At 60.8% G+C, this 23,986-nt stretch carries 22 protein-coding genes and 1 tRNA gene; 13 read left to right on the top strand and 10 right to left on the bottom strand.

The genetic code is table 11. From position 1 onward, the window contains the following. Together EDE09_RS17420 and EDE09_RS17415 are read right to left on the bottom strand one after the other, a co-directional pair. Nucleotides 1–765: a GntR family transcriptional regulator gene (locus tag EDE09_RS17420; protein WP_112796229.1), complete on the bottom strand. Its 765-nt coding sequence runs from the start codon at nt 763–765 to the stop codon at nt 1–3. Further along, the gene (locus EDE09_RS17415; protein WP_112796233.1) at nt 762–1,649 is read right to left on the bottom strand and encodes an N-acetylglucosamine kinase; all 888 of its coding nucleotides are present in this window, start codon (nt 1,647–1,649) and stop codon (nt 762–764) included. Before EDE09_RS17415 ends, EDE09_RS17420 begins: the two co-directional genes overlap by 4 nt. A gap of 206 nt (nt 1,650–1,855) precedes the next feature. Here EDE09_RS17415 and EDE09_RS17410 point away from each other — a divergent pair, with 206 nt between their 5' ends. The 6 genes from EDE09_RS17410 to EDE09_RS17385 all read left to right on the top strand — a co-directional run bounded on the left by EDE09_RS17410 (nt 1,856) and on the right by EDE09_RS17385 (nt 8,141). Beyond that, complete coding sequence (locus EDE09_RS17410; RefSeq protein ID WP_112796235.1) at nt 1,856–2,770, top strand: N-acetylmuramic acid 6-phosphate etherase; 915 nt, start codon at nt 1,856–1,858, stop codon at nt 2,768–2,770. Between the two features lie 26 nt (nt 2,771–2,796). After that, a complete protein-coding gene (locus EDE09_RS17405; RefSeq protein WP_132411934.1) occupies nt 2,797–4,053 on the top strand; it encodes an ABC transporter substrate-binding protein in 1,257 nt (418 codons plus the stop codon). Nucleotides 4,054–4,265: 212 nt separating this feature from the next. Beyond that, nucleotides 4,266–5,216, top strand: coding sequence for a sugar ABC transporter permease (locus EDE09_RS17400; protein WP_112796239.1), 951 nt, complete (start codon nt 4,266–4,268; stop codon nt 5,214–5,216). A gap of 10 nt (nt 5,217–5,226) precedes the next feature. Next, nucleotides 5,227–6,066 (top strand): carbohydrate ABC transporter permease, encoded by an 840-nt coding sequence (locus EDE09_RS17395; protein WP_105373598.1) that lies wholly within the window; start codon nt 5,227–5,229, stop codon nt 6,064–6,066. After that, entirely contained in the window at nt 6,063–7,127 is a 1,065-nt protein-coding gene (locus EDE09_RS17390; protein ID WP_112796241.1) for a Gfo/Idh/MocA family oxidoreductase, read from the top strand. Before EDE09_RS17395 ends, EDE09_RS17390 begins: the two co-directional genes overlap by 4 nt. A gap of 12 nt (nt 7,128–7,139) precedes the next feature. Further along, the gene (locus EDE09_RS17385; RefSeq protein ID WP_105373600.1) at nt 7,140–8,141 is read left to right on the top strand and encodes an ABC transporter ATP-binding protein; all 1,002 of its coding nucleotides are present in this window, start codon (nt 7,140–7,142) and stop codon (nt 8,139–8,141) included. Here the strand turns inward: EDE09_RS17385 and EDE09_RS17380 are convergent. The 6 genes from EDE09_RS17380 to EDE09_RS17355 are packed head-to-tail and all read right to left on the bottom strand — an operon-like array spanning nt 8,138 to nt 14,645. Further along, nucleotides 8,138–9,034: a PfkB family carbohydrate kinase gene (locus tag EDE09_RS17380; RefSeq protein ID WP_112796243.1), complete on the bottom strand. Its 897-nt coding sequence runs from the start codon at nt 9,032–9,034 to the stop codon at nt 8,138–8,140. The two genes, EDE09_RS17385 and EDE09_RS17380, sit on opposite strands and share 4 nt — an antisense overlap. Beyond that, the gene (gene ugpC, locus EDE09_RS17375; protein WP_132411932.1) at nt 9,034–10,077 is read right to left on the bottom strand and encodes a sn-glycerol-3-phosphate ABC transporter ATP-binding protein UgpC; all 1,044 of its coding nucleotides are present in this window, start codon (nt 10,075–10,077) and stop codon (nt 9,034–9,036) included. Before ugpC ends, EDE09_RS17380 begins: the two co-directional genes overlap by 1 nt. Beyond that, nucleotides 10,077–11,591 carry an argininosuccinate lyase gene (gene argH, locus EDE09_RS17370; protein ID WP_112796247.1) on the bottom strand — a complete coding sequence of 505 codons (1,515 nt, stop codon included), beginning with the start codon at nt 11,589–11,591 and terminating at the stop codon, nt 10,077–10,079. The genes ugpC and argH overlap by 1 nt, the downstream gene beginning before the upstream one ends. Before the next feature lie 4 nt (nt 11,592–11,595). Continuing rightward, nucleotides 11,596–12,438: a carbohydrate ABC transporter permease gene (locus tag EDE09_RS17365; RefSeq protein ID WP_112796249.1), complete on the bottom strand. Its 843-nt coding sequence runs from the start codon at nt 12,436–12,438 to the stop codon at nt 11,596–11,598. After that, entirely contained in the window at nt 12,435–13,376 is a 942-nt protein-coding gene (locus EDE09_RS17360; RefSeq protein ID WP_112796251.1) for a sugar ABC transporter permease, read from the bottom strand. The genes EDE09_RS17365 and EDE09_RS17360 overlap by 4 nt, the downstream gene beginning before the upstream one ends. Nucleotides 13,377–13,391: 15 nt before the next feature. Further along, the gene (locus EDE09_RS17355) at nt 13,392–14,645 is read right to left on the bottom strand and encodes an extracellular solute-binding protein (RefSeq protein WP_112796253.1); all 1,254 of its coding nucleotides are present in this window, start codon (nt 14,643–14,645) and stop codon (nt 13,392–13,394) included. Between the two features lie 257 nt (nt 14,646–14,902). Here EDE09_RS17355 and EDE09_RS17350 point away from each other — a divergent pair, with 257 nt between their 5' ends. From EDE09_RS17350 to EDE09_RS17335, 4 genes are all read left to right on the top strand, one after another. Then, nucleotides 14,903–16,129: an ROK family protein gene (locus EDE09_RS17350; protein WP_112796255.1), complete on the top strand. Its 1,227-nt coding sequence runs from the start codon at nt 14,903–14,905 to the stop codon at nt 16,127–16,129. Between the two features lie 18 nt (nt 16,130–16,147). Beyond that, nucleotides 16,148–18,550, top strand: coding sequence for a PIG-L family deacetylase (locus EDE09_RS17345; RefSeq protein WP_112796257.1), 2,403 nt, complete (start codon nt 16,148–16,150; stop codon nt 18,548–18,550). Next, nucleotides 18,547–19,455 (top strand): DMT family transporter, encoded by a 909-nt coding sequence (locus EDE09_RS17340; protein ID WP_112796259.1) that lies wholly within the window; start codon nt 18,547–18,549, stop codon nt 19,453–19,455. The genes EDE09_RS17345 and EDE09_RS17340 overlap by 4 nt, the downstream gene beginning before the upstream one ends. A gap of 107 nt (nt 19,456–19,562) precedes the next feature. Continuing rightward, on the top strand, nt 19,563–19,826 hold the full coding sequence (locus EDE09_RS17335; protein ID WP_112796261.1) for a hypothetical protein: 264 nt from the start codon (nt 19,563–19,565) through the stop codon (nt 19,824–19,826). A 60-nt stretch (nt 19,827–19,886) separates the two neighbouring features. Here EDE09_RS17335 and EDE09_RS17330 read toward each other — a convergent pair. Together EDE09_RS17330 and EDE09_RS17325 are read right to left on the bottom strand one after the other, a co-directional pair. Continuing rightward, nucleotides 19,887–19,962, bottom strand: a tRNA-Ala gene (locus EDE09_RS17330). Between the two features lie 156 nt (nt 19,963–20,118). Then, the gene (locus tag EDE09_RS17325; RefSeq protein WP_105373610.1) at nt 20,119–20,505 is read right to left on the bottom strand and encodes a TIGR02300 family protein; all 387 of its coding nucleotides are present in this window, start codon (nt 20,503–20,505) and stop codon (nt 20,119–20,121) included. Between the two features lie 202 nt (nt 20,506–20,707). On the opposite strand from EDE09_RS17325, the gene EDE09_RS17320 reads away from it, so the two are divergent. The 3 genes from EDE09_RS17320 to rpsA all read left to right on the top strand — a co-directional run bounded on the left by EDE09_RS17320 (nt 20,708) and on the right by rpsA (nt 23,894). After that, entirely contained in the window at nt 20,708–21,349 is a 642-nt protein-coding gene (locus EDE09_RS17320; RefSeq protein ID WP_112796263.1) for an FMN-binding negative transcriptional regulator, read from the top strand. A gap of 35 nt (nt 21,350–21,384) precedes the next feature. Then, complete coding sequence (gene cmk, locus EDE09_RS17315) at nt 21,385–22,014, top strand: (d)CMP kinase (protein ID WP_112796265.1); 630 nt, start codon at nt 21,385–21,387, stop codon at nt 22,012–22,014. A gap of 173 nt (nt 22,015–22,187) precedes the next feature. Further along, entirely contained in the window at nt 22,188–23,894 is a 1,707-nt protein-coding gene (gene rpsA, locus EDE09_RS17310; protein ID WP_105373613.1) for a 30S ribosomal protein S1, read from the top strand. Nucleotides 23,895–23,986 lie beyond the last annotated feature (92 nt).

Genomic DNA, 23,986 nt, shown 5'->3' with positions numbered 1-23,986 from the left:
TTATTTTTCGCCGAGCGAAAGCTCGGCCACGAAATCATAGGCATCGCCCCGATATAGGGACCGCGTCAGCTCGACGACACGGCCGGACGCCAGATAGGATACGCGCTCGATGGACAGGCCGGCCGCTCCGATCGGCACCGCCAAAAGCCCCGCATCCGGGTCTTTCATATTGCAGGCTGATATTCGCTGGATGGCGCGCACGGGGCGGGCGTTCTTCTTTTCCAGCTCCGCATAAAGAGAGTTGGTGACGACCGAAGGGTCCGGGAGGAACTCGACGGAAATACTGGCCCGCTCAATGGCAAGCGGCATGTCGTCCGCAATGCGAAGACGGCCGAGACGGGCGACCTTGGTTCCTGGTGCCAGCCCCAGCATCATCATTTCTTCCGGAGAGGGGTGGAAAAGCCCGCGCTCCAGCCATTCCGACCTCGTCACCAGGCCGCGTCGGGCCATATCCTCCGTGAACGATGTCAGTCGGGTTAGCGGTTGTTCGACGCGTGACAACGGTTTGGCCACGAACGTGCCCGAGCCATGCTTGCGGGTAAGCAATCCGTCCTTGACGAGGTCGTCCACGGCCTTGCGGACGGTGACGCGACTGACATTGGCATAGTCGGCAAGATCGCGTTCCGCCGGCAGTGCGTCTCCATGGCTAAGCCTGCCGGTACGGATCGCATCTTCCAGGCTTTGCCGCAGCTTCATGTAGAGCGGCCCTGTCCCAGCTGACTGAAGGCCATCGAGCGGAAGGATCGTGGCAAGCGTCTCGTTCATACGCGCACCTCCGCCGCGTGGCCATGGGTCTTGACTGCAAGTGCGACAGCGCCCGTAAGGGCGTCCGCAAGTGGTTCGGATAGTCGCGACCGGTGCCGTTCTGCAAGATATTGCGGATAAAGCGGCGCCAGCCCGCCCAGCAGGCAAAGCCGGCCTTTCCCTCTGGTAATGGCGTTCACCGCATCGAGCGCCTGGTCTATGTCCGAGGCTCCCGTCTTCACAATGCGTATTGCGGCTTCGTCGCCGCGCCCGGCGAACTCGAATACCCTCGGCGTGTAGCGGCCGAAGTCGCCGGGCCTGGCGAGACGCGCGAAGTCGACGACATTTTCGGGGTTGTTGCCGAATTCCGCGAGGATCGCCTTCGAGAACTCTGTCATCGGGTGAATCCGGTCATAGGCGAGCAGGCTCTCCTGCAGTGCGAGCTGGCCGAGACGTGCACCGCTGCCGAGATCGCTGACCTGAAATCCCCAGCCTGCGACGGAGCGAAGCACTCCTTCATGCCGGGTGATGTAAACCGTGCCTGTACCGACTATGCCGATCGCGCCGTCATCGTCTCCAATCGCGCCTTGCAAGGCGATGACGCCGTCGGAAACGATATCCGCCTTCTTGAAGGGCAGGCGGCCCTGGACGTAGCTAACCGCGTCGCCGACATTGTTGCCGGCAAGGCCGAGGGTGGCGGCAACGGAAGCGAGATCGGGGATAAGTCCCGCATTCTCGAACGCGAACCGCGCGGCTTCCGTGATGTGCTTGAGCGCAGTATCGGGATCGGTCAGAATATTGGAGGCGCCGCTTTTCCCGCGCCCGATGATCTCGCCTGCACCGTTGGCCAATGCCGCACGGCAGCTCGTTCCTCCACCGTCGATTCCGATAAAATAGTCGCCCATGGATACCTCCGTAATTGATGATACCAAAAAAATACCATTAACCAAGGCCATTTCGGAATTTTTCGAAGCGGATGCCGCATATTATTGAAATAAAGCTATTTTTTACGGGTTCATTCAAACGGTGAGCCTCTTTCTTCATAAAAGTTAATTTTCCTTCTGGACAATTGGTATTTTTTTGGCATCATTTTGGCAGAGGGAGAAACCGGATGAGCAGTAACGCCACCGAAGCCAGGCATGGGAAGGCAGAAGGGCTCGATACGCGTGAGCCTGCTGAGATCCTGCGCCTTCTGGCGGCCGGCCAGCAGCAGGCGGCGAAGGCCGTCGATGATGCCATTCCCGCCATTGCTCAGGCTGCGGATATTGTTGCGTCGACCTTGAGGTCCGGAGGCAAGCTTTTTTATGCGGGTGCCGGCAGTTCCGGCTTGATGGCCATGGCCGACGCGCTTGAGCTGCCGGGCACCTATGGTATCCCGCGCGAGCAGATCGTGCTTCTGCTCGCCGGCGGCATATCGAGTCTCACCGATATGGAAGGCGCGCCGGAAGACGACGTTGCACTGGCCAAAAAGGATGCCGCGATTGTCGGCCGGGACGATTGCGTCATCGCCGTGTCGGCGAGCGGTTCGACCCCTTACGCGCTCGCGGTTGCCGACATTGCCCACAGGCGCGGAGCCAGGATTGTCGCCATGGCCAACAACGCGGGCGCTGAGCTTTTCAAAAGAGCCGATGTCGCGATCCTGCTGGAGACGCCGCCGGAAGTGGTGGCCGGCTCGACGCGCATGGGTGCTGGCACCGCCCAGAAAATGGCCTTCAACATGCTCTCGACGCTCGCTGCGGTGAAGCTCGGCCATGTTCATGACGGTCATATGGTCAACCTGCGCCCCGATAATGACAAGCTGCGTGCCCGCGCCGCACGTATGGTGGCGGAGATCGCCGGCATCGATATGGACGAGGCGGGCATTTTGATGGGGTCTGCCCAGGGTTCGGTGAAGGTCGCGGTCCTGCTGGCCGCCGGCGCTCCCGGCACCGAAGTCGCGAAGGCGCTGCTCGCCCGCTCAGGCGAGGTGCTGCGTGTCGCGCTGAGCGAACTGCAGGCAAATAAGAGTTCCATGAAGCGCGCCTGAAGGCGCAAAAAAAGAGGGAGAACATCATGACCCGCATATTGAAAGGCATGCTTTTCGCCACGACCGTGCTCGCGCCTGCTGGCCTGGTTCACGCGGCGGATGCGCAGCTGACGATCGAAAGCTGGCGGAACGACGACTTGGCGATCTGGCAGGAAAAGATCATTCCGGCTTTCGAGGCGAAGAACCCCGGTATCAAGGTGAGCTTCGCACCGATGGCGCCGACGGAATACAATTCCGCGGTCAACGCCAAGCTGGAAGCCGGTACCGCCGGCGACCTCATCACCTGCCGCCCGTTCGACCTCTCGCTCGCCATGTTCCAGAAGGGCCAGCTTGCTCCGCTGAGCGATCTGCCGGGCATGGAAAACTTCTCCGACGTGGCGAAGTCTGCCTGGACTACGGACGACGGCAAAACGACCTTCTGCGTGCCGATGGCTTCCGTCATCCACGGCTTCATCTACAACAAGAAGGCATTCGAGGAGGCCGGCGTTCAGGTCCCCAAGACGGAGGACGAGTTCTTCGCCGTGCTCGAAAAGTTCAAGAAGGACGGCAACTACATCCCACTCGCCATGGGCACCAAGGACCAGTGGGAAGCGGCGACGATGGGCTATTACAACATCGGCCCCAACTACTGGAAGGGCGAGGAAGGCCGCAAGGCGCTGATATCGGGCAAGGAAAAGCTCACCGATGCGCAATGGGTCGAGCCTTACAAGGCGCTGGCGAAGTGGAAGCCTTATCTGGGCGACGGTTTTGAAGCGCAAACCTACCCGGACAGCCAGAACCTCTTCACGCTCGGCCGTGCTGCGATCTATCCGGCTGGCTCCTGGGAAATCGCGCCGTTCAAGGCGCAGGCTGACTTCGAGATGGGCGCTTTCCCGCCACCGGTGAAGAAGGCCGGCGATACCTGCTACATCTCCGACCATAACGACATTGGCCTCGGCCTGAACGCCAAGGGCAAGAACCAGGAGGCCGCGAAGAATTTCCTGGCTTGGGTGGCCTCGCCAGAGTTCGCCGAACTCTATGCAAACTCGCTGCCGGGCTTCTTCAGCCTGAACTCCAAGCCGGTCAAGATGACCGATGGTCTGGCTCAGGAATTCGTATCCTGGCGCCAGAACTGCAAGACGACCATCCGTCCAAGCGCTGCGATCGTCGGCCGTGGGCAGCCGAACCTCGATCTGGAGATGTGGCGTGTTTCGGCGAACGTGATCAACGGCACCCAGACGCCGGAACAGGCCGCCGCCGAAACCCAGAAGGGTCTCGACAGCTGGTACAAGCCGGCCAAGTGAGCTGAAGGCGCCCTCTTCGAAAGAAGCGCTTCATCCCAACCCTCTCCCTGCAAGCCGGGGGAGGGAATGGACCCTGCTCGACCACGACGTCGAGGAAGTTGCCGCAGAACACGGCCTTATCTCCAATAGACGGGGAGAAGGTAGCTGTAGCTGGATGTAAGTATTGCCGTAACCTTTCCGCCGACACCCTTATGAACACTTGGAACCGAGCCATGAGCGATACCGAAATTGCCGATATCGAAGCGGCTCCTGTCAAACGGTCGACCCGCTGGCACATTGCCGTTTTTCTGGCGCCGGCCTTTCTCGTCTATACGGCCGTAATGATCCTGCCTCTGATCGAGACCCTGCGCCTGTCGCTGTTCAACATGGTCGAGGGCCAGCTCGCCTTCGTGGGTCTCAACAATTTCAAGGTGCTCTTCAGCGATCCGCGGCTTTCCGCCGACTTTTGGAACGCACTGAGCAACAACGTCGTCTTCTTCATCATCCATATGCTGGTGCAGAACCCGGTCGGCATCGCGATCGCCGCCATGCTGTCGGTACCGAATTTGCGCTTCGCCGCTTTCTACCGCTCGGCAATCTTCGTGCCGACGCTGCTGTCCTTCGTTATCGTCGGCTTCATCTGGAAACTCATCCTTTCGCCGATCTGGGGTATTGCGCCGGGCCTGATGGACCTTGTCGGCCTCAAATCCTTCTTCGCGCCCTGGCTCGGCAAACCGGATACTGCGCTGCTCGCTGTCTCCCTCATCTCGGTCTGGCAATATGTCGGCATCCCGATGATGCTGATCTATGCTTCGCTCCTGAATATTCCCGATGAAGTTCTGGAAGCGGCCGAATGCGACGGCATCACCGGCTGGAGCCAGTTCTGGAAGATCAAGCTGCCGCTTATCCTGCCTTCGATCGGCATCGTCTCGGTGCTGACTTTCGTCGGCAATTTCAACGCCTTCGACCTGATCTATACGGTGCAGGGCGCTCTCGCCGGGCCGAACGGCTCGACTGATATCCTGGGCACGCTGCTCTATCGCACCTTCTTCGGTTTCCAGAACCAGATGGGCGACCGCTCCATGGGCGCCACCATCGCCGCCGTGATGTTCCTCATCATCCTGGCCGGCGTATCCCTTTACCTCTTCGTCATCCAGCGGCGCATGCGTCGCTATCAATTCTAGGAGCGCAAAGATGTCGAAAGCCCGCGCCGCTCCGTTGCGCACCGCGCTCATCCACCTCGCGCTGATTGCCTATACGGTGGTTGCGCTTTTCCCGGTCTTCCTGACGGTGGTCAATTCGTTCAAGAGCCGCAACGCCATCTTCCGCGAGCCGATGGCCGTGCCGACGCCCTCGACCTTCAGTCTCGTCGGCTATGAGACGGTTCTGCAGCAGGGCGATTTCATCGGATATTTCCAGAACAGCCTTGTCGTCACGGTTGTCTCCATCGCTCTGGTCCTGCTGTTTGGCGCGATGGCCGCATTCGCTCTGTCTGAATACCGTTTCCGCGGAAACACGCTGCTCGGCCTCTATCTGGCGCTCGGCATCATGATCCCGATCCGCCTCGGCACGGTCGCGATTCTGCAGGGCATGGTGGCCGCCGGCCTCGTCAACACGCTGACCTCGCTGATCCTCGTCTACACCGCGCAAGGGCTGCCGCTCGCCATCTTCATCCTTTCGGAATTCATGCGCACCGTATCAGACGATCTGAAGAATGCCGGCCGGATCGATGGGCTTTCGGAATATGCGATCTTCTTCCGCCTTGTCCTGCCGCTGGTCAGGCCCGCCATGGCGACGGTCGCGGTCTTTACCATGATCCCGATCTGGAACGACCTCTGGTTCCCGTTGATCCTGGCTCCCGGCGAGGCCACCAAGACGGTCACGCTCGGCGCCCAGATGTTTATCGGCCAGTTCGTCACCAACTGGAATGCAGTGCTGTCGGCGCTGTCGCTGGCGATCCTGCCGGTCATGGTGCTTTACGTCATCTTCTCGCGGCAATTGATCCGCGGCATCACCTCGGGAGCCGTCAAGTGAACACATCCACTCCTCCTGTCCGCGTTGTCGTCGCAGGCGTCGGTAACATGGGCCGCAGCCATGCGCTCGCCTATCACAACAATCCGGGCTTCGAGATCGTCGGGCTCGTCAACCGTACGAAACGGGATTTGCCGACGGAGCTCGATGCCTATCCGGTCTTCTCGGATTTCGGGCAGGCACTCGATCAACTGAAGCCTGATTTATGCTCGATCAACACCTATTCGGACAGTCACGCGGACTATGCGGTCATGGCCTTTGAAGCCGGCTGCCACGTCTTCGTGGAAAAGCCTCTGGCGACCACCGTCGCCGATGCCGAGCGCGTCGTCGCGGCGGCGAAGAAGCATGGCCGCAAGCTGGTGATCGGTTATATCCTTCGCCACCACCCGTCCTGGATGCGGCTGATCGAGGAGGCGCGCAAGCTCGGTCCGCCTTTCGTCTTCCGCATGAACCTGAACCAGCAGTCGTCGGGCGAAAAATGGGACGTCCACAAGGCGCTGATGCAAACCACCTCGCCGATCGTCGATTGCGGCGTGCATTACGTCGATGTCATGTGCCAGATCACCGATGCCAGGCCGGTCGAGGTGCGCGGCATGGGCCTGCGCATGTCCGAAGAGATTGCGCCGGACATGTATAACTACGGCCATCTGCAGGTGATGTTCGAGGACGGTTCCGTCGGCTGGTACGAGGCAGGCTGGGGTCCGATGATGTCGGAGACGGCCTTCTTCGTGAAGGACGTCATGTCGCCCAGGGGGTCGGTGTCGATCCTCGTCGATCATAAGGCCAAGTCCGACGACATCGACACGCATACCAAGACTTCGGTCATCCGTGTCCACACCGCCGAGACCGGCCCGGATGGCCGGTTTATTCGGCCGGATGAAGATCTTTCCATGTCCGGTGAGCCGGATCACCAGAAACTCTGCGATCTCGAACAGGCCTATGTTCTGAATGCCATCCGCGGGGACATCGATCTCACCCGGCACATGGACGATGCCGTCCAGTCGCTCAGGATCTGCCTCGGGGCGGATGAGAGCGTACGCACCGGCAAGCCGATCCGTTTATAAGGAAAACGTACCTTGGGTTCTCTTGAGCTGAAATCCATCCGCAAGGCCTTCGGCACGCACGAGGTGCTGAAAGGCATCGACCTTGAGGTCAAGGACGGCGAGTTCGTCATCTTCGTCGGGCCGTCCGGTTGCGGCAAATCCACGCTCCTGCGGGTGATTGCCGGGCTTGAGGATGCCACCTCCGGCAGCGTGCGGATCGACGGCGCAGAAGTCGTCAACACGCCGCCGGCAAAGCGCGGCATTGCCATGGTCTTCCAGTCCTACGCGCTTTATCCCCACCTCAATGTCAAGGACAATATGGGTCTTGGCCTCAAGCAGGCGGGCACCGAAAGAGCGGAGATCGACACCCGCGTCGCCAAGGCGTCGGCCATGTTGTCGCTTGATCCCTATCTTGCCCGCCGACCGGCCGAATTGTCCGGCGGCCAGCGCCAGCGCGTTGCCATCGGCCGCGCCATCGTGCGCGAACCGAAGCTCTTCCTGTTCGACGAACCGCTCTCGAACCTCGACGCGGCACTACGCGTCCAGACGCGGCTGGAGATCGCCGGCCTTCACCGGCGGCTGAAAGCGACAATGATCTACGTCACCCACGACCAGGTCGAGGCTATGACATTGGCCGACAAGATCGTCGTGCTGAATGCCGGCGCGATCGAGCAGATCGGCTCGCCGATGGAGCTTTACAACAGGCCGGCCAACATCTTCGTTGCCGGGTTCATCGGCTCGCCGCAGATGAATTTTATCCCCGCAGAAAAACTCGGTCAGTCCGGCGCGAAAACGATCGGTGTCCGTCCTGAGCACATCGCCCTGTCCCGCGAAAACGGCGCCTGGAAAGGCAGGGTGATTCACGTGGAGCACCTCGGCGCCGATACGATCGTTTATCTGGAAACGGAAGTGACGGGACTTCTGACCGTTCGACTGTTCGGCGAGCATCGTTATGCGCCCGATGACGTGGTTTATGCCACGCCGGACAAGGCAAGCCTTCATCGGTTTGACACGAACGATCGGGCGATTGCCTAATTCGCAGCCGGAAGCAGCCTGGCGCCGCCGGCAGCCTGAACCGCAAGGCTGCCGAAGCGGATGCCGGCACGCAAACAAGCCTCGTCAGAGGCCCCGTTCAGCCACGCATTGATGAAGCCCGCATTAAAAGCATCGCCTGCCCCCGTCGTATCGATAACCGGTACCGTCTCGGCTGGCTCATGCAGCACCTGGTCATTCGACATTGCCCATGCGCCCTTCGCGCCTCCCTTCACCACGACCGTCGAAAACGCAAGCGACAGTTTGCGGATCGCAGCTTGCGGATCGGCAGAAGCGGTGATCGCTTCTGCCTCTTCTAGGTTCGGCATGAACAGATCGACGTCTTCGCAGGCGCGGAGCAGGCCGCGATCGTAAATCAGCGTCGCGTCCCAACTGGGGTCGAGCGAGACGGTGAGGCCTCTTTCCTTAGCGCGGGAAACGAGATCCGGGATTTCGTGCAGCGTTGCGTATTCGGCGATGTGGAGGTGGCGCGCCTCTTCCCAGTCCAAGGCGGCGTCGAGCGTTGCCGGAAGGGCTTGTCCCGCACGGCGGGTCAAGAAGGCGCGGTCCTGCCCGACCACGGCCGCCACGGTCACTTGCGGTCCGGCGTCTTCCGAATGTTCGATGAACTGAAGGTCGACCCCGCTTTCACGAATCTGCGTTTCGACGCCCGCCGACAGAGAGTCCGTGCCGAGCCGGGCAGCGAGCGCCACCTTGCGCCCCGCATGGGCGAGATGCGCCGCAGCGATGAAGGCTCCGCCGCCGGCCGCGATCTCCATCCCGCTTGCAAAAAGCTCGCGCCCCAGCACCGGCAAGTGGTCGAGGCCTGTGAAGATAAGGTCGCAATAGATCCGCCCGATGCTGAGCACCGCGGATCTTGTCTCTGTATGCGTCATTATGAACGCTCCAGAAATTTCTCTGTGCTGGCATCGAAGAGGTAGAGGCCACCGGAAGCGGCGGCGCAGCTGAGAGTACTTCCGACGGCCGGCACGAACTTGTTTCGCGCGGTCGCAATGATTGAGGTTCCGACCACATCCAGATGTACGAGCGTCTCCGGCCCCAGTGGCTCAACGGCTATCACGGTGCCGCGCAACCGGAATGCGGCAGGGGACGCCTTATCATCGTCGGCAACGATCAGGTCGTGGGGCCGGATGCCGATCAGGACATCGCCGCCGTCCTGTGCCTCCACGCCGCTGCCGGTTCTCCTGCCACGCACCAGGTTCATCGAAGGGCTGCCGATAAAACGCGCGGTGAACACGTCGACGGGGCTTTCATAGAGCTCCGAGGGCGTTCCGACCTGAAGGATATTGCCGTCCTTCATCACGACGATCCGGTCGGCCATGGTCATGGCCTCGATTTGGTCATGCGTCACGTAAACGGTGGTTGTCTTCAGCCGCTGGTGCAAGCGCTTGATCTCGATGCGCATCTGGGCGCGAAGCTGGGCGTCGAGGTTGGAAAGCGGTTCGTCGAACAGGAAAGCGGCAGGATCGCGGACCATGGCGCGGCCGATCGCGACGCGTTGCCGTTGGCCGCCGGAAAGCGCCGCAGGGCGTCGGTCGAGTAAGGCCTCGAGGCCGAGGATGTGGCCGGCCTCCTCGATTCTTCTGTCCTTCTCGGGCTTGCTGAATTTCGAGGTATAAAGCCCGAAGCCGATATTCTGGCGCACCGTCATATGCGGATAAATCGCATAGTTCTGGAATACCATGGCAATGTTGCGCTGCTTCGGTTCGCGTTCGTTGACCACCGCCTCGCCGATCTTCAGCGTGCCGCCGGAAATTTCTTCGAGCCCTGCAATCATTCGGAGCGTGGTCGATTTTCCACAGCCGGACGGACCGACGAAGACAATAAACTCACCGTCGGCGATCGAAAGGTCGATGCCCTTGACCGCCTCGACCTTGCCGTAGCTCTTCACGAGTTTCTCAAGTTCGATCGTTGCCATCAGCAGGCTCCCACGAGGGCGGTGAATTTTTCCTCGAGTTCGGCCGCGGCGGCTGCTTCGTACTCCGCCGCCTTCCTTGCGTGCGCCTCGAAAGCGGAAAGTGTCTCGCGATAGCTGGTCAACGCCGCGTTCATCGGCTCGGTCGCGGGGCCGCCGAAGCGGGCGCGCACGGAAACGAAATGCTCCGGCGAGACGATCTCCCTGAACTTGACGAGATCGACCGAGGGCTTGCGGCCCGTGAGATGTTCAAACGCCTTCAGGAAGGGCTCGTATCCGTCATCGCTCAGGCTGCCCTTGGCGGCGACGACGCTCTTGGCGGTCGCGGCGGCAATCTCGTGCGCCTCGCGGAAGGAAAGGTCTTCGATCCTGACCAGGGAGTCCGCAAGCTCGGTGATGGTAATGCAGGACCGGCGGATGTTCTGGTCCACCCGTTCCGGATCGACGCTGATCTGGCTGATCAGCGCGGCAAGCAGGTCGAGCACACGGGAGGCGGAGGCGAAGGCCTCGTAGCCCATGCCTTGGGTCTCGCCCTCGCTGTCGTTCATGTCGGTGAAGGGCGTGTTGTGCATCACGTCGAGCATGGTCCGGGCTCGGCCCATCGTCTGGCTCGCGAGATGGCGAAGATGCTCGATCGGCACCGGATTGCGCTTCTGCGGCATGATCGAGGAAATCTGCACCAGCGCATTCGGCACGTAGATCTGGCCGACTTCGAAGCTCGTCCAGAACTGGAAATCCTGGATCAGTCGACCGAGATGCAGGAACATCAACTCGATCGCCGAATAGGTAGAAGTCGTATAATCGACGGCGGCGATGCAGGAATAGGAATTTCTGAGCGGCGCCGAGAAGCCGAGCAGTTCGGCGACACGGGCGCGGTCGATCGGGAAGCCGGACGTGGTGATCGCCGCAGCGCCCATCGGCGACAGATCGACGATCCGGCGGGCTTCGGCAAGTCGTTCTATATCCCGGATCAGTACCTCGATCGCAGCGGAGAGATAGTGTCCGAACGTGGTCGGCTGGGCCGGTTGGCCGTGGGTATAGGCCACGATCAACGTCGCCTTCTCCCGCTCGGCGGCATCGATCATCGTGGCAAGCAGGCGTCGAGCTTTACCCATCAGCGCATCGATCCTGTCCTTGAGGCCGAGCTTGAAGAGCGTGTGGTCGATGTCGTTGCGCGAACGGGCCGTGTGCAGGCGCCCGGCGATATCAACGCCGATGCGGGCCTTCAGCTCCTTCTCGATGAGGAAAAAGAAATCCTCCACCTCGCCCGTATAAACGAGGGTCGAAGGATCGATTTCCCGATCGATCGCCACGAGCGCATCAGCGATCTTGGACGCAAGACTCTTCTCAAGGATGCCGGTTTCGACCAGCATGACGAGATGCGCGCGGTCGATCCGGCGGAAACCATCAACGTGATGGCTCTTGGCGCCGTCAAAGAGCGGCCGCAGCACCGTTTCCTTGTAGACCGGATCGGGGAACTTGCTGGTGTCGGAAAGGCGCGGGTTGATATCCGCCATGGTTTTATCCTTTCAGGCCTGCCAGCATCACACCGCGGACGATGTAGCGCTGCAGGACGAGGAAGACGAGAAGCGTGGGAAGGGTGGCGATTGCCGCACCTGTCATGATCATTTCCCACTGGATGGACTGCTCGACCGCGAAGCTCGAAAGTCCAACCGGCAGCGTATAGAGTTCCTTGCTGGTGGTGACGATCAGCGGCCAGAAGAACGCCGTCCAGTTGCCAAGGAAGGTGAAGATCGCAAGCGCCGAAAGCGCCGGCGTCACCAGCGGTAGCGCCACTTTCCACCAGATTTGGAATTCATTGAGCCCGTCGACGCGCGCGGCCTCGATGAAATCGTTCGGCACAGTCTCGAAAAATTGCTTCATTAGGAAGGTGCCGAAGGCCGTCATCATGCCGGGAAACATGATGCCCCAATAGCTGTCCAGCCAGCCGAGCTGGCTCGACATTAGATACCACGGAATGACCAGCATCTCGGTGGGAATCATCAGCGTCGAGAGGATTGCGAGAAAGATGAAATAGCGGCCACGAAACTGGAATTTCGCGAGCGTATAGCCGACCAGGCTGTCGAAGAAGCAGTTCGATAGGGTGACTATGACCGCAACCAGCGTGGAATTGAAGAACCAGCGCGTGAATCGGCCGTCGGCCAGTACGGCGATGTAATTCGTAAGTGTAGGCGCAGCCGGTACAAGGCGCAGGTCGTAGACTTGATCGGCCGTCTTGAAGGATGTCGAGAACATGAAGGCAAGTGGCGAGACCATGATGAGGCCGCCGATCAGAAGCAATGTCCAGGCGATGATCCGGCCAGGTCGGATGTTGGAATGGAAAAGGGCTGGCGCTTCGCTCATTTCTTGTCCCTCAGGATGAAGAGCTGCAGCAACGAAACCACCAGCAGAATGGTGAACAGAACAACGGTCTGTGCGGCCGCATATCCCATGGCGTAGGAGTTGAAGGCGGTCTGGTAGATCATCAGCACTAGCGGCTTGGTCGATCCGAGCGGCCCGCCGGGATCGTTGGTGGTCATGTTGTAGACCTGATCGAAGATGCGCAGGAAACCGATCGACGAGAAGACCACCAGGAAGACGGTGGTCGGCTTCAGGAGCGGCAGGGTGATCTTGCGCAGGATTGCCCATTCGCCGAGCCCATCGATGCGGGCAGCCTCGTAGAAAGTAGTCGGAATGGCGCGTAGTCCGGCCATGAAGATGATGATTTGGAAGCCGAGGCCCGCCCATATGGCCGTTACCATGATCGAAAACAGCGCCTGGTCCACCGAGCGGATAAAGGGCTGTTGCGGAATGCCAAGCATGCCGAAGACGTCGTTGATCACGCCGATCGGCGGCGGTTGGTAGAACCAGCGCCAGACCCAGGCCATGGCCGCGGCAGTTGTAAGGTAGGGCAGGAAATAAAGCGCCCGGATGAAGCCGTGTAGGAGGCGAACGCGATCGAGAAAAAAGGCGATGACGAAGGCCAGAACCAGGCTGATAGGAGTGCCGACGATCAGATAGGTGAAGGTATTTTTGAACACCTTCCAGAACTGCGGATCCTTGAACAGCTTCACGTAATTCGCGGCGCCGATGAACTTCGCGGGGCGGAGCAGGTCCCAATTGGTAAACGACAGGTAGAAGGCTTGAAATGTCGGATAAAAGCGGATCACTGTGTAGAAGAGGATCGGCAGCGCCAGAAATCCCCAGACCCAGAGCAGCCGCTTCGTCCGCATGGAAATGCGGTCTCCAAGGGATCCGCCGGGACGGTCGGATGCCGCCCCCCGTTGTTCGATCGCTGCCATGATTGGCTCCGCCGGTTATGGCTTGGCCGCGTCGATGATTTCCTGTTCGGCTTCTGCCGCCTGCTTGATAGAGTCCTTGACGGATTGGCCTTCGAGCAGGACGCGGTTCGCCATATCGATGGCGTTCTGGCGCTGGGCGGCTTCATCCTTGAACAGCGTGGTGTGAGCGTATTCCAGGCCTTTCAGGAAAGGCCCATAGATGGGGTCTTTCAGATTGGCTTCGGTGAGCGCCGCTGAACGCCTTGCCGGCAATTCGCCGACTGTCTTTAGCCAGATCTCCATCGCTTCGGGCGAGGAGATGTAGGCCAGGAACTTCTTGGAAGCTTCGAGTTCTTCGCCTTTGGTCTTGGCGCTGATGCCGTTGGCGAAATAACTAGCGTAGTTGGATCGAACGCCTTCTGCATTGGCGGGCAGTTCGGTTACGCCCCATTCGAAGTCCTTGATCGTCTTGAAAGAGCCGAGGCGGAAGGTGCCATCGATCGTCATGCCGGCCTTGCCGCCGCGAAATGCAGCCTGGCCCTCGTCCATGAAGCCGGCCTGTCCGATCTTCTTTTCGAGTTGAAGACTGGTATAGAACGTCAGCGCCTTGATGCCGGCTTCGCTATCATAGGCAACTTTCGCGTCGTTGTCCGTGTAGGGGGTGCCGCCAAACTGGCGGATCAGCACTTCGCGCCACCATTGGTGGTCCTGCCCGCCCATATCGAGTGTCGAGCCCGCAACGGTAAGGTTACCCGAGGCATCATGCTTGGCGATCTTTTCGGCTGCGGCGACGAACTCGTCGAGCGTCTTCGGCGGGTTCGCAGGATCGAGGCCGGCTTCCGTGAAGAGCTTTTTGTTGTAAAAAAGTGCAAGCGAGCGCACTGCGGTGGGCAAACCGTAATAATCCTCGCCACGCTTCATGGCGCTGACGATCGGGAAGAATTCGCTCTCGATCTTGTCGTGCGGGAACATATTGGTCGGCAGCGGCTGCAGAAGTTGGCCGGATACGAATTTGTCGAGCCAGCCGTAGAAGAGCTGCATGACGTCCGGACCTTGACCCGCCATGTTGGCGGCGATCACCCGGGTCTGATAATCGGCATAAGGGAAGGTGACCTGTTTGACGGTGATGCCCGGATTGGCCTTCTGGAACTCGGCGATGAGCTGGTCCATCGCCTTCACGCGCGTCTCGAAGACATACTGCCAATATTCGATCTCGACCGCCTGCGCGGCATTGAATGCAAATGTGCTGAATCCGGCGACGAGACCGGCGAACAAAGTTGCCTTGCGCATGTGAGCCTCCGTTTACCCCGCCGGATCTCCCGGTCTTTGGGGCTGGTTGTTCCCTGCATCCCACCGTCGATTGACGTTGGACGCCTTGCCGATCTGCGAAAAGATGCTTCCGCCGAAGTGCTGCGGCTCGGTGCCGCAACTCCCTTACGGTTTCCCGGCTGGCATCGTTTGTCAATAAGATAATTTACTTGAATTATTGTATTGCCGCCTGCCGCCTTGCGGCGTTATGAATTTCCCTCGAACCAAGGACCGGCGAGATGACCATACACACGATCGGCACCCATCCGGTAGCCATCGGGAAGAACCCCGAACGAAGCCGCGATCACAACCGGCGCGTTGTGCTCGATGTGGTGAGGCGGCATGGTTCCCTCGGTCGCGCCCACATCGCAAAGCTCACCCGTCTCACACCGCAGGCGGTCGCCAATATCGTGGATGAGCTGGCGAGCGAGGGCTTGCTGATGGAAATGGGGCGCCTGCGGTCCGGCCGGGGTCAGCCGCCGGTTCAGTTCGCCGTCAACCCCGAAGGCGGTGCCACGATCGGCGTGGAAATCGCCGCCGACCATATGGTGACCGTGGCGCTCGACCTCTCCGGAAAACTCCGGGCAAGGCGCATCGTGTCGCTTCGGGATGCGACACCGGAACACATTCTTCCGGCATTTGCGGACGAGCTTTCCACAGTCAGTCGATCGGTCGGCGCAAAACTCCTGGGTACGGGCGTTGTCATGCCGGGTCCTTTCGGGATCGACGGCATGACATCGGTTGGTCCAACCACGCTGCCGGGCTGGGCGGGCCTGGACGCGGCACAATCACTGAGCGAGGCTTGCGGCCATACGGTGCTCATAGAAAACGATGCCACGGCCGCGGCAGTCGGCGAACGGCTTTTCGGGGCAGGCCTGACGATCTCCAATTTCGGCATGATCTATTTTGGCGTTGGCATTGGTTTGGGGATCATCCAGGATGGCGCGCCCTATCGCGGTGCCTTCGGCAATGCAGGTGAAATTGGCCACGTCACGGTCGTGCCGAAAGGCAAGACTTGCCCTTCCTGCGGCCAGCTCGGGTGCCTGGAGGGTTATGCTTCCGTCTATGTGCTGAAGGAAAAGCTCAGCTGTGCCGGCCTTCCGGATTGCGGCTTTTCCGACATCGAGAAATTGCATGCCGAACGGCATCCCCTCATCGAGGAATGGGTTGACGAGGCAGCCACCTATCTCGGTCCGATGGTTGCAATGCTCGAAAACATCCTTGATCCGCAGACCGTGATCCTCGGGGGGGCGCTGCCGGACGCCGTCATCGGCGATATCATCGGCCGCATGGGCAATCTCCCCACCTCGGTCGCTAGTCGGCGCCAGCGAGACCTGCCGCGTGTCTTGCGCGGCCAGACCGGACAACTGACCGCCGCACTCGGCGCGGCAGCACTTCCGCTCTTCGATGTGGTGACGCCCAAGCTCGAAACCTCACATGCCGTGCTTGCCGATATTCCTACCTGATATTTTTGGAGAACTTTCATGCTGACCGCTCGCGAACGCATCGAACGGCAAATGGCCGACCCCTCGCTCGTGCGGCTTCATCGGAGGCTTTCGCGTCTGAAATCGACGGTCACGGTAATGAATACCGGTGCCCATCCGGACGACGAGCAGAACGGGATGCTCGCCTGGTTCCGTTTTGGCCTTGGCATGCGGGTCATCATCGCCTGCTCGACGCGTGGGGAGGGTGGGCAAAATGCGCTGGGACCGGAACGCCTCGGCCCGCTTGGCGTGTTGCGTTCCCGCGAATTGGAAGAGGCGGCCCGGGTCATTGACGCCGATATATCCTGGCTCGGCCACGGCCCCTGCGACCCGGTGCACGATTTCGGTTTTTCCAAGGATGGGGACGCGACCTTCACGCGCTGGGGCGAAGCCCGCATCGTCGAGCGCCTGGTGCGCGCCTACCGCATGGAACGCCCTGATATCGTCATCCCGACCTTCCTCGATGTCCCCGGCCAGCACGGCCACCACCGCGCCATGACCCGCGCCGCCGAGACGGCGATTGCGCTAACCGCGGACCCGAATGCTTATCCTGAGCATATCGCGGAAGGCTTGAAACCATGGAGGGTCGCGAAATATTATCTACCTGGCTGGTCCGGTGGGGGTAATACCTATGACGACGAGGTACCGCCGCCGGATACGACGGTGACGGTTCTTGCGGAGGGTCGCGATCCGGCGACTGGCGTGGAATACGACCGGATCGGCGAATGGTCGCGTTATTACCACGCCTCCCAAGGGATGGGGCATTGGCCGAAACAGGCGGAAAGGGAGTGGCCCCTGCATCTGAAACTCTCCGTCGGGGGAGCGAAGGCGGAGCAGTCGGTCCTTCAGGGTCTGCCGGCCTCGCTGACCGTGCTTTCGGATTTTCCGGATCTTGCGGCAAATGCGAAGGATGCGTTGCGCTCAGCCGATCAGGCTACCGCGGTGGTTATGGCGGCGTTCCCGGATCGTGATGCGATCATTGCGGCGCTGACCGAGGCCGCCGGTTGGCTGGAGCTCGTTGCGTCCACGGCATCAGAGGAGTTTATGGCCCTGCATGGTCATCGCATCGCGCGCAAGCAGGCCGAAGTTGATGCCGCGATCCTCGATGCAGCGGCGATCTTCGAACGCGCTTATGCCGATCCCTCAGCCATTTCCCCCGGCGGCGCTGCGGCGCTCACCGTGGAGCTTGGCGAAGGCGCTTCCAGCCACAAGGTCGATATCGTCCCCGCTCTCCCGCCCGGCGTCTCGTCCTCCGTCCGGTCGCTCGCCAACGAGCAAGTGTTCGCGCTGACGGCAGCATTGGACGCGCCGCTCTCCCGCCTCTATCTGCCTGCTTGGTCGGCACTCGGAGGCAATGGCCATGCGCACGTGAAAGCCTCGGCCGAAATCGGCGGGCGCACGGTCACCGGGACCTTCGATCTCGAAGAGCCGTTCTCGATAACGCCCGCCCAGTCGTTGACCCTGCAGCCAGATGCGCTCCTTGTTCCCCTCGGCACGAAACAGGCGGAGTGGCCGATCAAGGCCGATATCTCCGGCGTCAACGCCCCCGTCTCGTTCAGGACGCCCGCCGGCTGGGTGATGGAAAAGACCGATGGCGGCTGGATCGCCTCCCCGACCGATGCGGTGAAGCCCGGCCTCGTCGAGGTCGAACCGCAGGTCGATGGCCACCCGGCCTTCCAGGTCACGCCGATCGCCTACCGGCATATCGGCCGCACCAGTTTTCGTGCCCCCGCCACCCTGAAGATCCTGTCGCTCGATCTGAAGCTGCCCCAAGGCGCCCGCATCGGTTATGTCGGCGGCGGTGCCGATCGCGTCGGTCTGTGGCTCGCCCGCATGGGCCTCGACGTAGCCGAACTCGACGCTCGGGCGCTAAGCAGTGATCTGTCGCGCTTCACCACAATCGTCGTCGGCATCTTCGCCTTCGGCCTCCGCAAGGACCTTGCAGCCGCGACCCAACGCCTGCACCGCTTCGTCGAAGAAGGCGGCCACCTCGTCACCCTCTATCACCGTCCGATGGACGGCTGGGACCCGAACGAGACGCCGGTCCGCCGCATCGAAATCGGCTCGCCGTCGCTGCGCTGGCGCGTCACCGATCCAAAGGCGGAAGTCACCGTGCTTGCACCCGACCATCTGCTGCTCAAGGGACCGAACATAATCGGCCAGCAGGACTGGCAGGGGTGGGACAAGGAGCGCGGCCTCTATTTCGTCTCCCGCTGGGATGATGCCTACGAACCGCTTCTGGCCATGCACGATGTCCACGAACAGCCGCTGAAGGGTGCGCTGATCTCCGGCGCCATCGGCGAGGGCCGCCATACCCATACAAGCCTGGTGCTGCATCACCAGCTCGAAAAGCTCGTGCCAGGCGCCTTCCGGCTGATGGCGAACCTCGTGCAGCCGGCGTGACGGCGGAACACGCGCCGGAAACGGAAAGCGAGCAGGCCTCGAACGCCCGCATCGGCATCGGCTGGCTGCTTCTCGACATGACGCTGGTCTCCGGCGGCATGACGGCGCTGGTAAAGGCGCAAGGAGCGACCTATCCCGCCTTCCAGCTCGTTTTCATCCGGGCGATGATCGGGCTGTTGTTCATCCTGCCGCTGATCTGGCGGCACCTCGCCGAAATGCGCCGCGTCAAGCACCCGTGGCGCAACATTTTTCGTATCTCCTGCAATGCGGTGGCGCTGACCAGCAATTTCTTCGCCATCACCATGCTGCCGCTCGCCATGGTCAATGCCGTCGGCTTCTCCCGACCGCTGATCACCATGGCCATGGCCGTCGCCATGCTCGGCGAAACGGTGAGCCGCATCCGCTGGCTCGGCGCCGGCCTTGCTTTCGTCGGCGTGCTCATCGTCATGGCGCCCGGCACGTCGAGTTTCGATGTCGAAGTGCTGGTCGTACTGGTCTCGGTCGTCTTCGGCTCGCTGGCGATTATTCAAACCCGCACGCTCAAGGACGAGAACACCACGGTCATGATGGTCTTCTACACGGTCGGCCTTACGGTCATCACGGCCGTTCCGGCGGTCTTCACCTGGCAGCCGGTTTTGCCCTTGGACTGGATCCCACTGCTTGGCATCGGCTTCCTTGCCCAGCTTGGACAATATTGTTTCCTGCGAGCCTATCGGATCGCCGATGCGAGCGTGCTTGCGCCCGTCAGTTACCTCTCGATCGTCTTCGTCACCGTCACGGGTTATGTCTTCTTCGGTGAGGTGCCGGAGGTGAGGGTGGTGATCGGCGTGATCATCATCCTGGCGGCGCTCCAAGGGACTTCTTGGCTCGACCGGCGTCACGGCCGCCCCTGGAGACATCCTTAAGCAAGTGCCCCCTGAGCAAAGGGATGTGATGCGATGTGAACGACGTCGGACTATAATTGCCGAACTTTCTCCATCTGCGCGCGTTATTGCGGTGACAGGAGGCGTTCATGGTCGCTCTAATGTCCGTTTTGGCAGTCGTTGCGGTTCTGGCCGGCATATTCGCAACCATCATCCGGCAGATGGCCGGCGCGCGTCGCCGGCAATATCTGGACGAGGTCGCCGCCGACAGCTCGGCCTGCACGAGCCTGGCGGAGTTGGAGCAAAGGGCCGAGCGTCAGAAGGCACATCCCAGCCGTCCAACAATGATCTCCCGCAAGCGCGTCCATAACCGGCTGGCCCGTCACCCGCGCACCAGTTTGATAACGAGGTAGCGCGGCGCCGAGCAAGCGTCGTGGCCCGGTCGATCAACAACTATATGTAGGGATTAGGTTTGGTGGAGCTAAGCGGGATCGAACCGCTGACCTCTTGCATGCCATGCAAGCGCTCTCCCAGCTGAGCTATAGCCCCATCAGGGTGGTCCGGTATTTTCCGGTCCTGGGAACTCCGAGGCGGTTGGGCCTATCGGGGTGGCGGCTTATTACTTCCCGTTTACGGAGAGTGCAAGCCGAAAATTTCGAGCCCGGCAATTTTTATGGATTTGCCGGGCTTTATCATGGTTGACGATCAGACTTCGTCGTCGTCGCCGGTCACGCCGATGATGCCGGACATATCGTCGTCTTCATCGTCTTCGTCGGCTTCCAGGAAGGTGTCGTCGTCGTCATCGCCGAGATCCACGTCGTCATCGCCGATGTCGGGCAGATCGTCGCCGCCGGCGGCTTCGTCGCCCTCTTCGAGAGAGACGAGTTCGACTTCCGGATTTTCGGTATCGACTTCCTGAACGTCCTCTTCCTCGGCCTGTTCCATCTTCTTGGCCACGCTGTTTTCTTCGAAGAAGGACAGCGGCCAGGACTTGCCGGTATAGGGGGAAACGACCGGATCGCGGTTCAGGTCGTAGAATTTCTTGCCGGTATCGGGGTCGGTGCGCTTGGTTCCGAGTTCCGCTTTTGCCACAGTCAGAGCCTCATGAGGATGGCCGAATAGATCGGCTCGCCGCCTGCGCGGCTTCTATTGGGTGAAAAATCTAAGCCGGTCCCCATAAGGCTTGTCCCCTTTGATGTCAAAGACAAACTTTCATGCGTCCCATCAATGCGCCGCAGGTGATCGCCGGGATGGTTTGTGATATGGACACGCCTGCCATTGAAGGAGCCGTCCGATGTACCAGCCGCCGCATTTCAGGGAAGAGGATCTCGCGACCCAGCATGCCCTGATCCGCGCCCATCCGCTGGGTCTGCTGGTTACCGCCGGCGCGTCCGGCCTGCTCGCCAATCCCGTCCCGTTCCATCTCGATGCGGCAGCGTCGAAGAAGGGTACGCTCCGCCTGCATCTGGCCCGCGCCAACGGCCAGTGGAAGGATATCCGCGACGGTGCCTCCGTGCTCACCGTCTTCCAGGGCGCCAATTCCTACGTGACCCCGTCCTGGTACCAGACCAAGCGCGAGACTGGAAAGGTCGTGCCCACCTGGAACTATGCGATCGTACAGGCGAGGGGATCCGCCCGCATCGTCGAGGACGCCGACTGGCTGCTCTCCCAGATCAACGCCATCACCAGCCAGCACGAAGGCAACCGCGCGCTGCCTTGGTCCGTAAGCGACGCGCCGGATGATTTCGTCCGCGCTCAGCTCAAGGGTATCGTCGGTGTCGAGATAGAGATCGCCGAGATCGAAGGCAAGTGGAAGGTGAGCCAGAACCGGCCCGTCGCCGATCGCGAGGGCGTGGCGGCGGGGCTTGATGAAATTCCCGGACAGGGCGATATGGCGGAACTGGTTCGCCAGTACGGCGCCATGCGGAACGCCTGAAGCCAAGAGACGAGTGGGAATAATTGACGCCAGGAATGATCATCGCCATTGACGGCCCCGCGGCCGCTGGAAAAGGGACGCTGTCCCGCCGGATTGCGGACGCCTATGGCTTCCATCACCTCGACACCGGTCTGACCTACCGCGCCGCGGCCAAGGCGCTTCTCGATGCAGGCCTGCCGCTCGACGACGAGAAAATTGCGGAGAAGATGGCGCGCGAGGTGGAACTTGCCGGTCTCGATCGCGATGTATTGTCTGTCCATGCGATCGGTGAGGCGGCGTCGAAGATCGCCGTGATGCCGGCTGTCCGCCGGGCATTGGTCGAGGCGCAGCGCGCTTTTTCGCGACGGGATCCCGGAACCGTGCTCGACGGTCGCGATATCGGCACCGTCGTCTGCCCCGAGGCGCCCGTGAAGTTTTACGTCACAGCCTCCCCGGAAGTGCGCGCCAGGCGCCGTTACGACGAGATCGTCGGCAGGGGCCAGTCTGCCGACTACGCGGAAATCTTCGTCGACGTAAAGAAACGCGACGAGCGCGACATGGGCCGGGCTGACAGCCCCCTGAGGCCTGCCGAGGATGCGCACTTGCTTGATACCTCGGAAATGAGTATAGAGGCCGCGTTTCAGGCAGCGAAGGTCATCATCGACGCCGCACTGAAGAGGAATTGACGATGCAAGCCGGCTTTGGCCGGCTTCGTCCCTGAAAGACCGGAAAGTCTGGAGATCGGTCCCCGCGCCGGATTTGCCTCTTGAAACAGAGAGGCGGACCTGATGCCCAGGCATGAACAACACCAACCCCCGGCGCTTATGTGCCTTGAGAACAAGGCACTCTAGGAGATTTCATGGCAGTATCTAACCCCACGCGGGAGGACTTCGCAGCCCTCCTCGAAGAATCCTTTTCCAAGACCGATCTGGCCGAAGGCTATGTTGCCAAGGGCATTGTGACGGCGATCGAGAAGGATGTTGCGGTCGTTGACGTCGGCCTCAAGGTCGAAGGCCGCATCGCGCTGAAGGAATTTGGCGCCAAGGGCAAAGACGGTTCGCTGAAGGTCGGCGACGAAGTCGAAGTTTATGTCGAGCGCATCGAAAACGCTCTCGGCGAAGCGGTTCTTTCCCGTGAGAAGGCTCGCCGCGAAGAAAGCTGGGTCAAGCTCGAAGCCAAGTTCGAAGCTGGCGAACGTGTCGAAGGCGTCATCTTCAACCAGGTCAAGGGTGGCTTCACCGTCGATCTCGACGGCGCCGTTGCCTTCCTGCCGCGTTCGCAGGTCGACATCCGTCCGATCCGCGACGTCACCCCGCTGATGCACAACCCGCAGCCCTTCGAAATCCTCAAGATGGACAAGCGCCGCGGCAACATCGTTGTTTCGCGCCGCACGGTTCTCGAAGAGTCGCGTGCCGAGCAGCGTTCTGAAATCGTTCAGAACCTCGAAGAAGGCCAGGTTGTTGACGGCGTCGTCAAGAACATCACCGATTACGGTGCGTTCGTTGACCTCGGCGGCATCGACGGCCTGCTGCACGTCACCGACATGGCATGGCGCCGCGTCAACCATCCGTCGGAAATCCTGAACATCGGCCAGCAGGTCAAGGTTCAGATCATCCGCATCAACCAGGAAACCCACCGTATCTCGCTCGGCATGAAGCAGCTCGAGTCGGATCCGTGGGATGGCATCTCGGCCAAGTACCCGGTCGGCAAGAAGATTTCCGGCACCGTCACGAACATCACCGACTACGGTGCATTCGTCGAGCTGGAGCCGGGCATCGAAGGCCTGATCCACATTTCCGAAATGTCCTGGACCAAGAAGAACGTACATCCCGGCAAGATCCTGTCCACAAGCCAGGAAGTCGACGTTGTCGTTCTCGAAGTCGATCCGTCCAAGCGCCGTATCTCGCTCGGCCTCAAGCAGACGCTGGAAAACCCGTGGCAGGCATTCGCCTACAGCCATCCGGCCGGCACTGAAGTTGAAGGCGAAGTCAAGAACAAGACCGAATTCGGCCTGTTCATCGGCCTCGAAGGCGATGTCGACGGCATGGTTCACCTCTCCGACCTCGACTGGAACCGTCCGGGCGAACAGGTTATCGAGGAGTACAACAAGGGCGACGTCGTCAAGGCTGTCGTTCTTGATGTGGACGTGGACAAGGAGCGCATCTCGCTCGGCATCAAGCAGCTCGGCCGTGATGCGGTCGGCGAAGCTGCCGCTTCCGGCGAACTGCGTAAGAACGCTGTCGTTTCGTGCGAAGTCATCGCCGTCAACGACGGTGGCGTCGAAGTGAAGCTCGTCAACCACGAAGACATCACCTCCTTCATCCGCCGCAACGACCTGGCACGCGATCGCGACGATCAGCGTCCGGAGCGTTTCTCGGTCGGCCAGGTTTTCGACGCCCGCGTCGTCAACTGGTCCAAGAAGGACCGCAAGGTGATGCTGTCGATCAAGGCTCTCGAGATCGCAGAAGAGAAGGAAGCCGTTGCTCAGTTCGGTTCGTCCGATAGCGGCGCTTCGCTTGGCGATATTCTCGGCGCGGCTCTGAAGAACCGCGGCAACAACGAGTAATCGACGCCTCTTAGAACATAAGAAGCCGCCGGATCGAAAGTCCGGCGGCTTTTTTATGCCCATTAATTGTCATCTCGTCCTGGGACGAATCC

Source organism: Neorhizobium sp. S3-V5DH (assembly GCF_004343065.1).
GTDB lineage: Bacteria > Pseudomonadota > Alphaproteobacteria > Rhizobiales > Rhizobiaceae > Neorhizobium > Neorhizobium huautlense.
This window is presented reverse-complemented; position numbering and strand designations above follow the sequence as displayed.

Bases quoted from the DNA above. Each gene is read 5' to 3' on its own strand.
- EDE09_RS17420 (WP_112796229.1), bottom strand. From the start codon at position 765: ATGAACGAGACGCTTGCCACGATCCTTCCGCTCGATGGCCTTCAGTCA.
- EDE09_RS17415 (WP_112796233.1), bottom strand. From the start codon at position 1,649: ATGGGCGACTATTTTATCGGAATCGACGGTGGAGGAACGAGCTGCCGT.
- EDE09_RS17410 (WP_112796235.1), top strand. From the start codon at position 1,856: ATGAGCAGTAACGCCACCGAAGCCAGGCATGGGAAGGCAGAAGGGCTC.
- EDE09_RS17405 (WP_132411934.1), top strand. From the start codon at position 2,797: ATGACCCGCATATTGAAAGGCATGCTTTTCGCCACGACCGTGCTCGCG.
- EDE09_RS17400 (WP_112796239.1), top strand. From the start codon at position 4,266: ATGAGCGATACCGAAATTGCCGATATCGAAGCGGCTCCTGTCAAACGG.
- EDE09_RS17395 (WP_105373598.1), top strand. From the start codon at position 5,227: ATGTCGAAAGCCCGCGCCGCTCCGTTGCGCACCGCGCTCATCCACCTC.
- EDE09_RS17380 (WP_112796243.1), bottom strand. From the start codon at position 9,034: ATGACGCATACAGAGACAAGATCCGCGGTGCTCAGCATCGGGCGGATC.
- ugpC (WP_132411932.1), bottom strand. From the start codon at position 10,077: ATGGCAACGATCGAACTTGAGAAACTCGTGAAGAGCTACGGCAAGGTC.
- argH (WP_112796247.1), bottom strand. From the start codon at position 11,591: ATGGCGGATATCAACCCGCGCCTTTCCGACACCAGCAAGTTCCCCGAT.
- EDE09_RS17365 (WP_112796249.1), bottom strand. From the start codon at position 12,438: ATGAGCGAAGCGCCAGCCCTTTTCCATTCCAACATCCGACCTGGCCGG.
- EDE09_RS17360 (WP_112796251.1), bottom strand. From the start codon at position 13,376: ATGGCAGCGATCGAACAACGGGGGGCGGCATCCGACCGTCCCGGCGGA.
- EDE09_RS17355 (WP_112796253.1), bottom strand. From the start codon at position 14,645: ATGCGCAAGGCAACTTTGTTCGCCGGTCTCGTCGCCGGATTCAGCACA.
- EDE09_RS17350 (WP_112796255.1), top strand. From the start codon at position 14,903: ATGACCATACACACGATCGGCACCCATCCGGTAGCCATCGGGAAGAAC.
- EDE09_RS17345 (WP_112796257.1), top strand. From the start codon at position 16,148: ATGCTGACCGCTCGCGAACGCATCGAACGGCAAATGGCCGACCCCTCG.
- EDE09_RS17335 (WP_112796261.1), top strand. From the start codon at position 19,563: ATGGTCGCTCTAATGTCCGTTTTGGCAGTCGTTGCGGTTCTGGCCGGC.
- EDE09_RS17320 (WP_112796263.1), top strand. From the start codon at position 20,708: ATGTACCAGCCGCCGCATTTCAGGGAAGAGGATCTCGCGACCCAGCAT.
- cmk (WP_112796265.1), top strand. From the start codon at position 21,385: ATGATCATCGCCATTGACGGCCCCGCGGCCGCTGGAAAAGGGACGCTG.
- rpsA (WP_105373613.1), top strand. From the start codon at position 22,188: ATGGCAGTATCTAACCCCACGCGGGAGGACTTCGCAGCCCTCCTCGAA.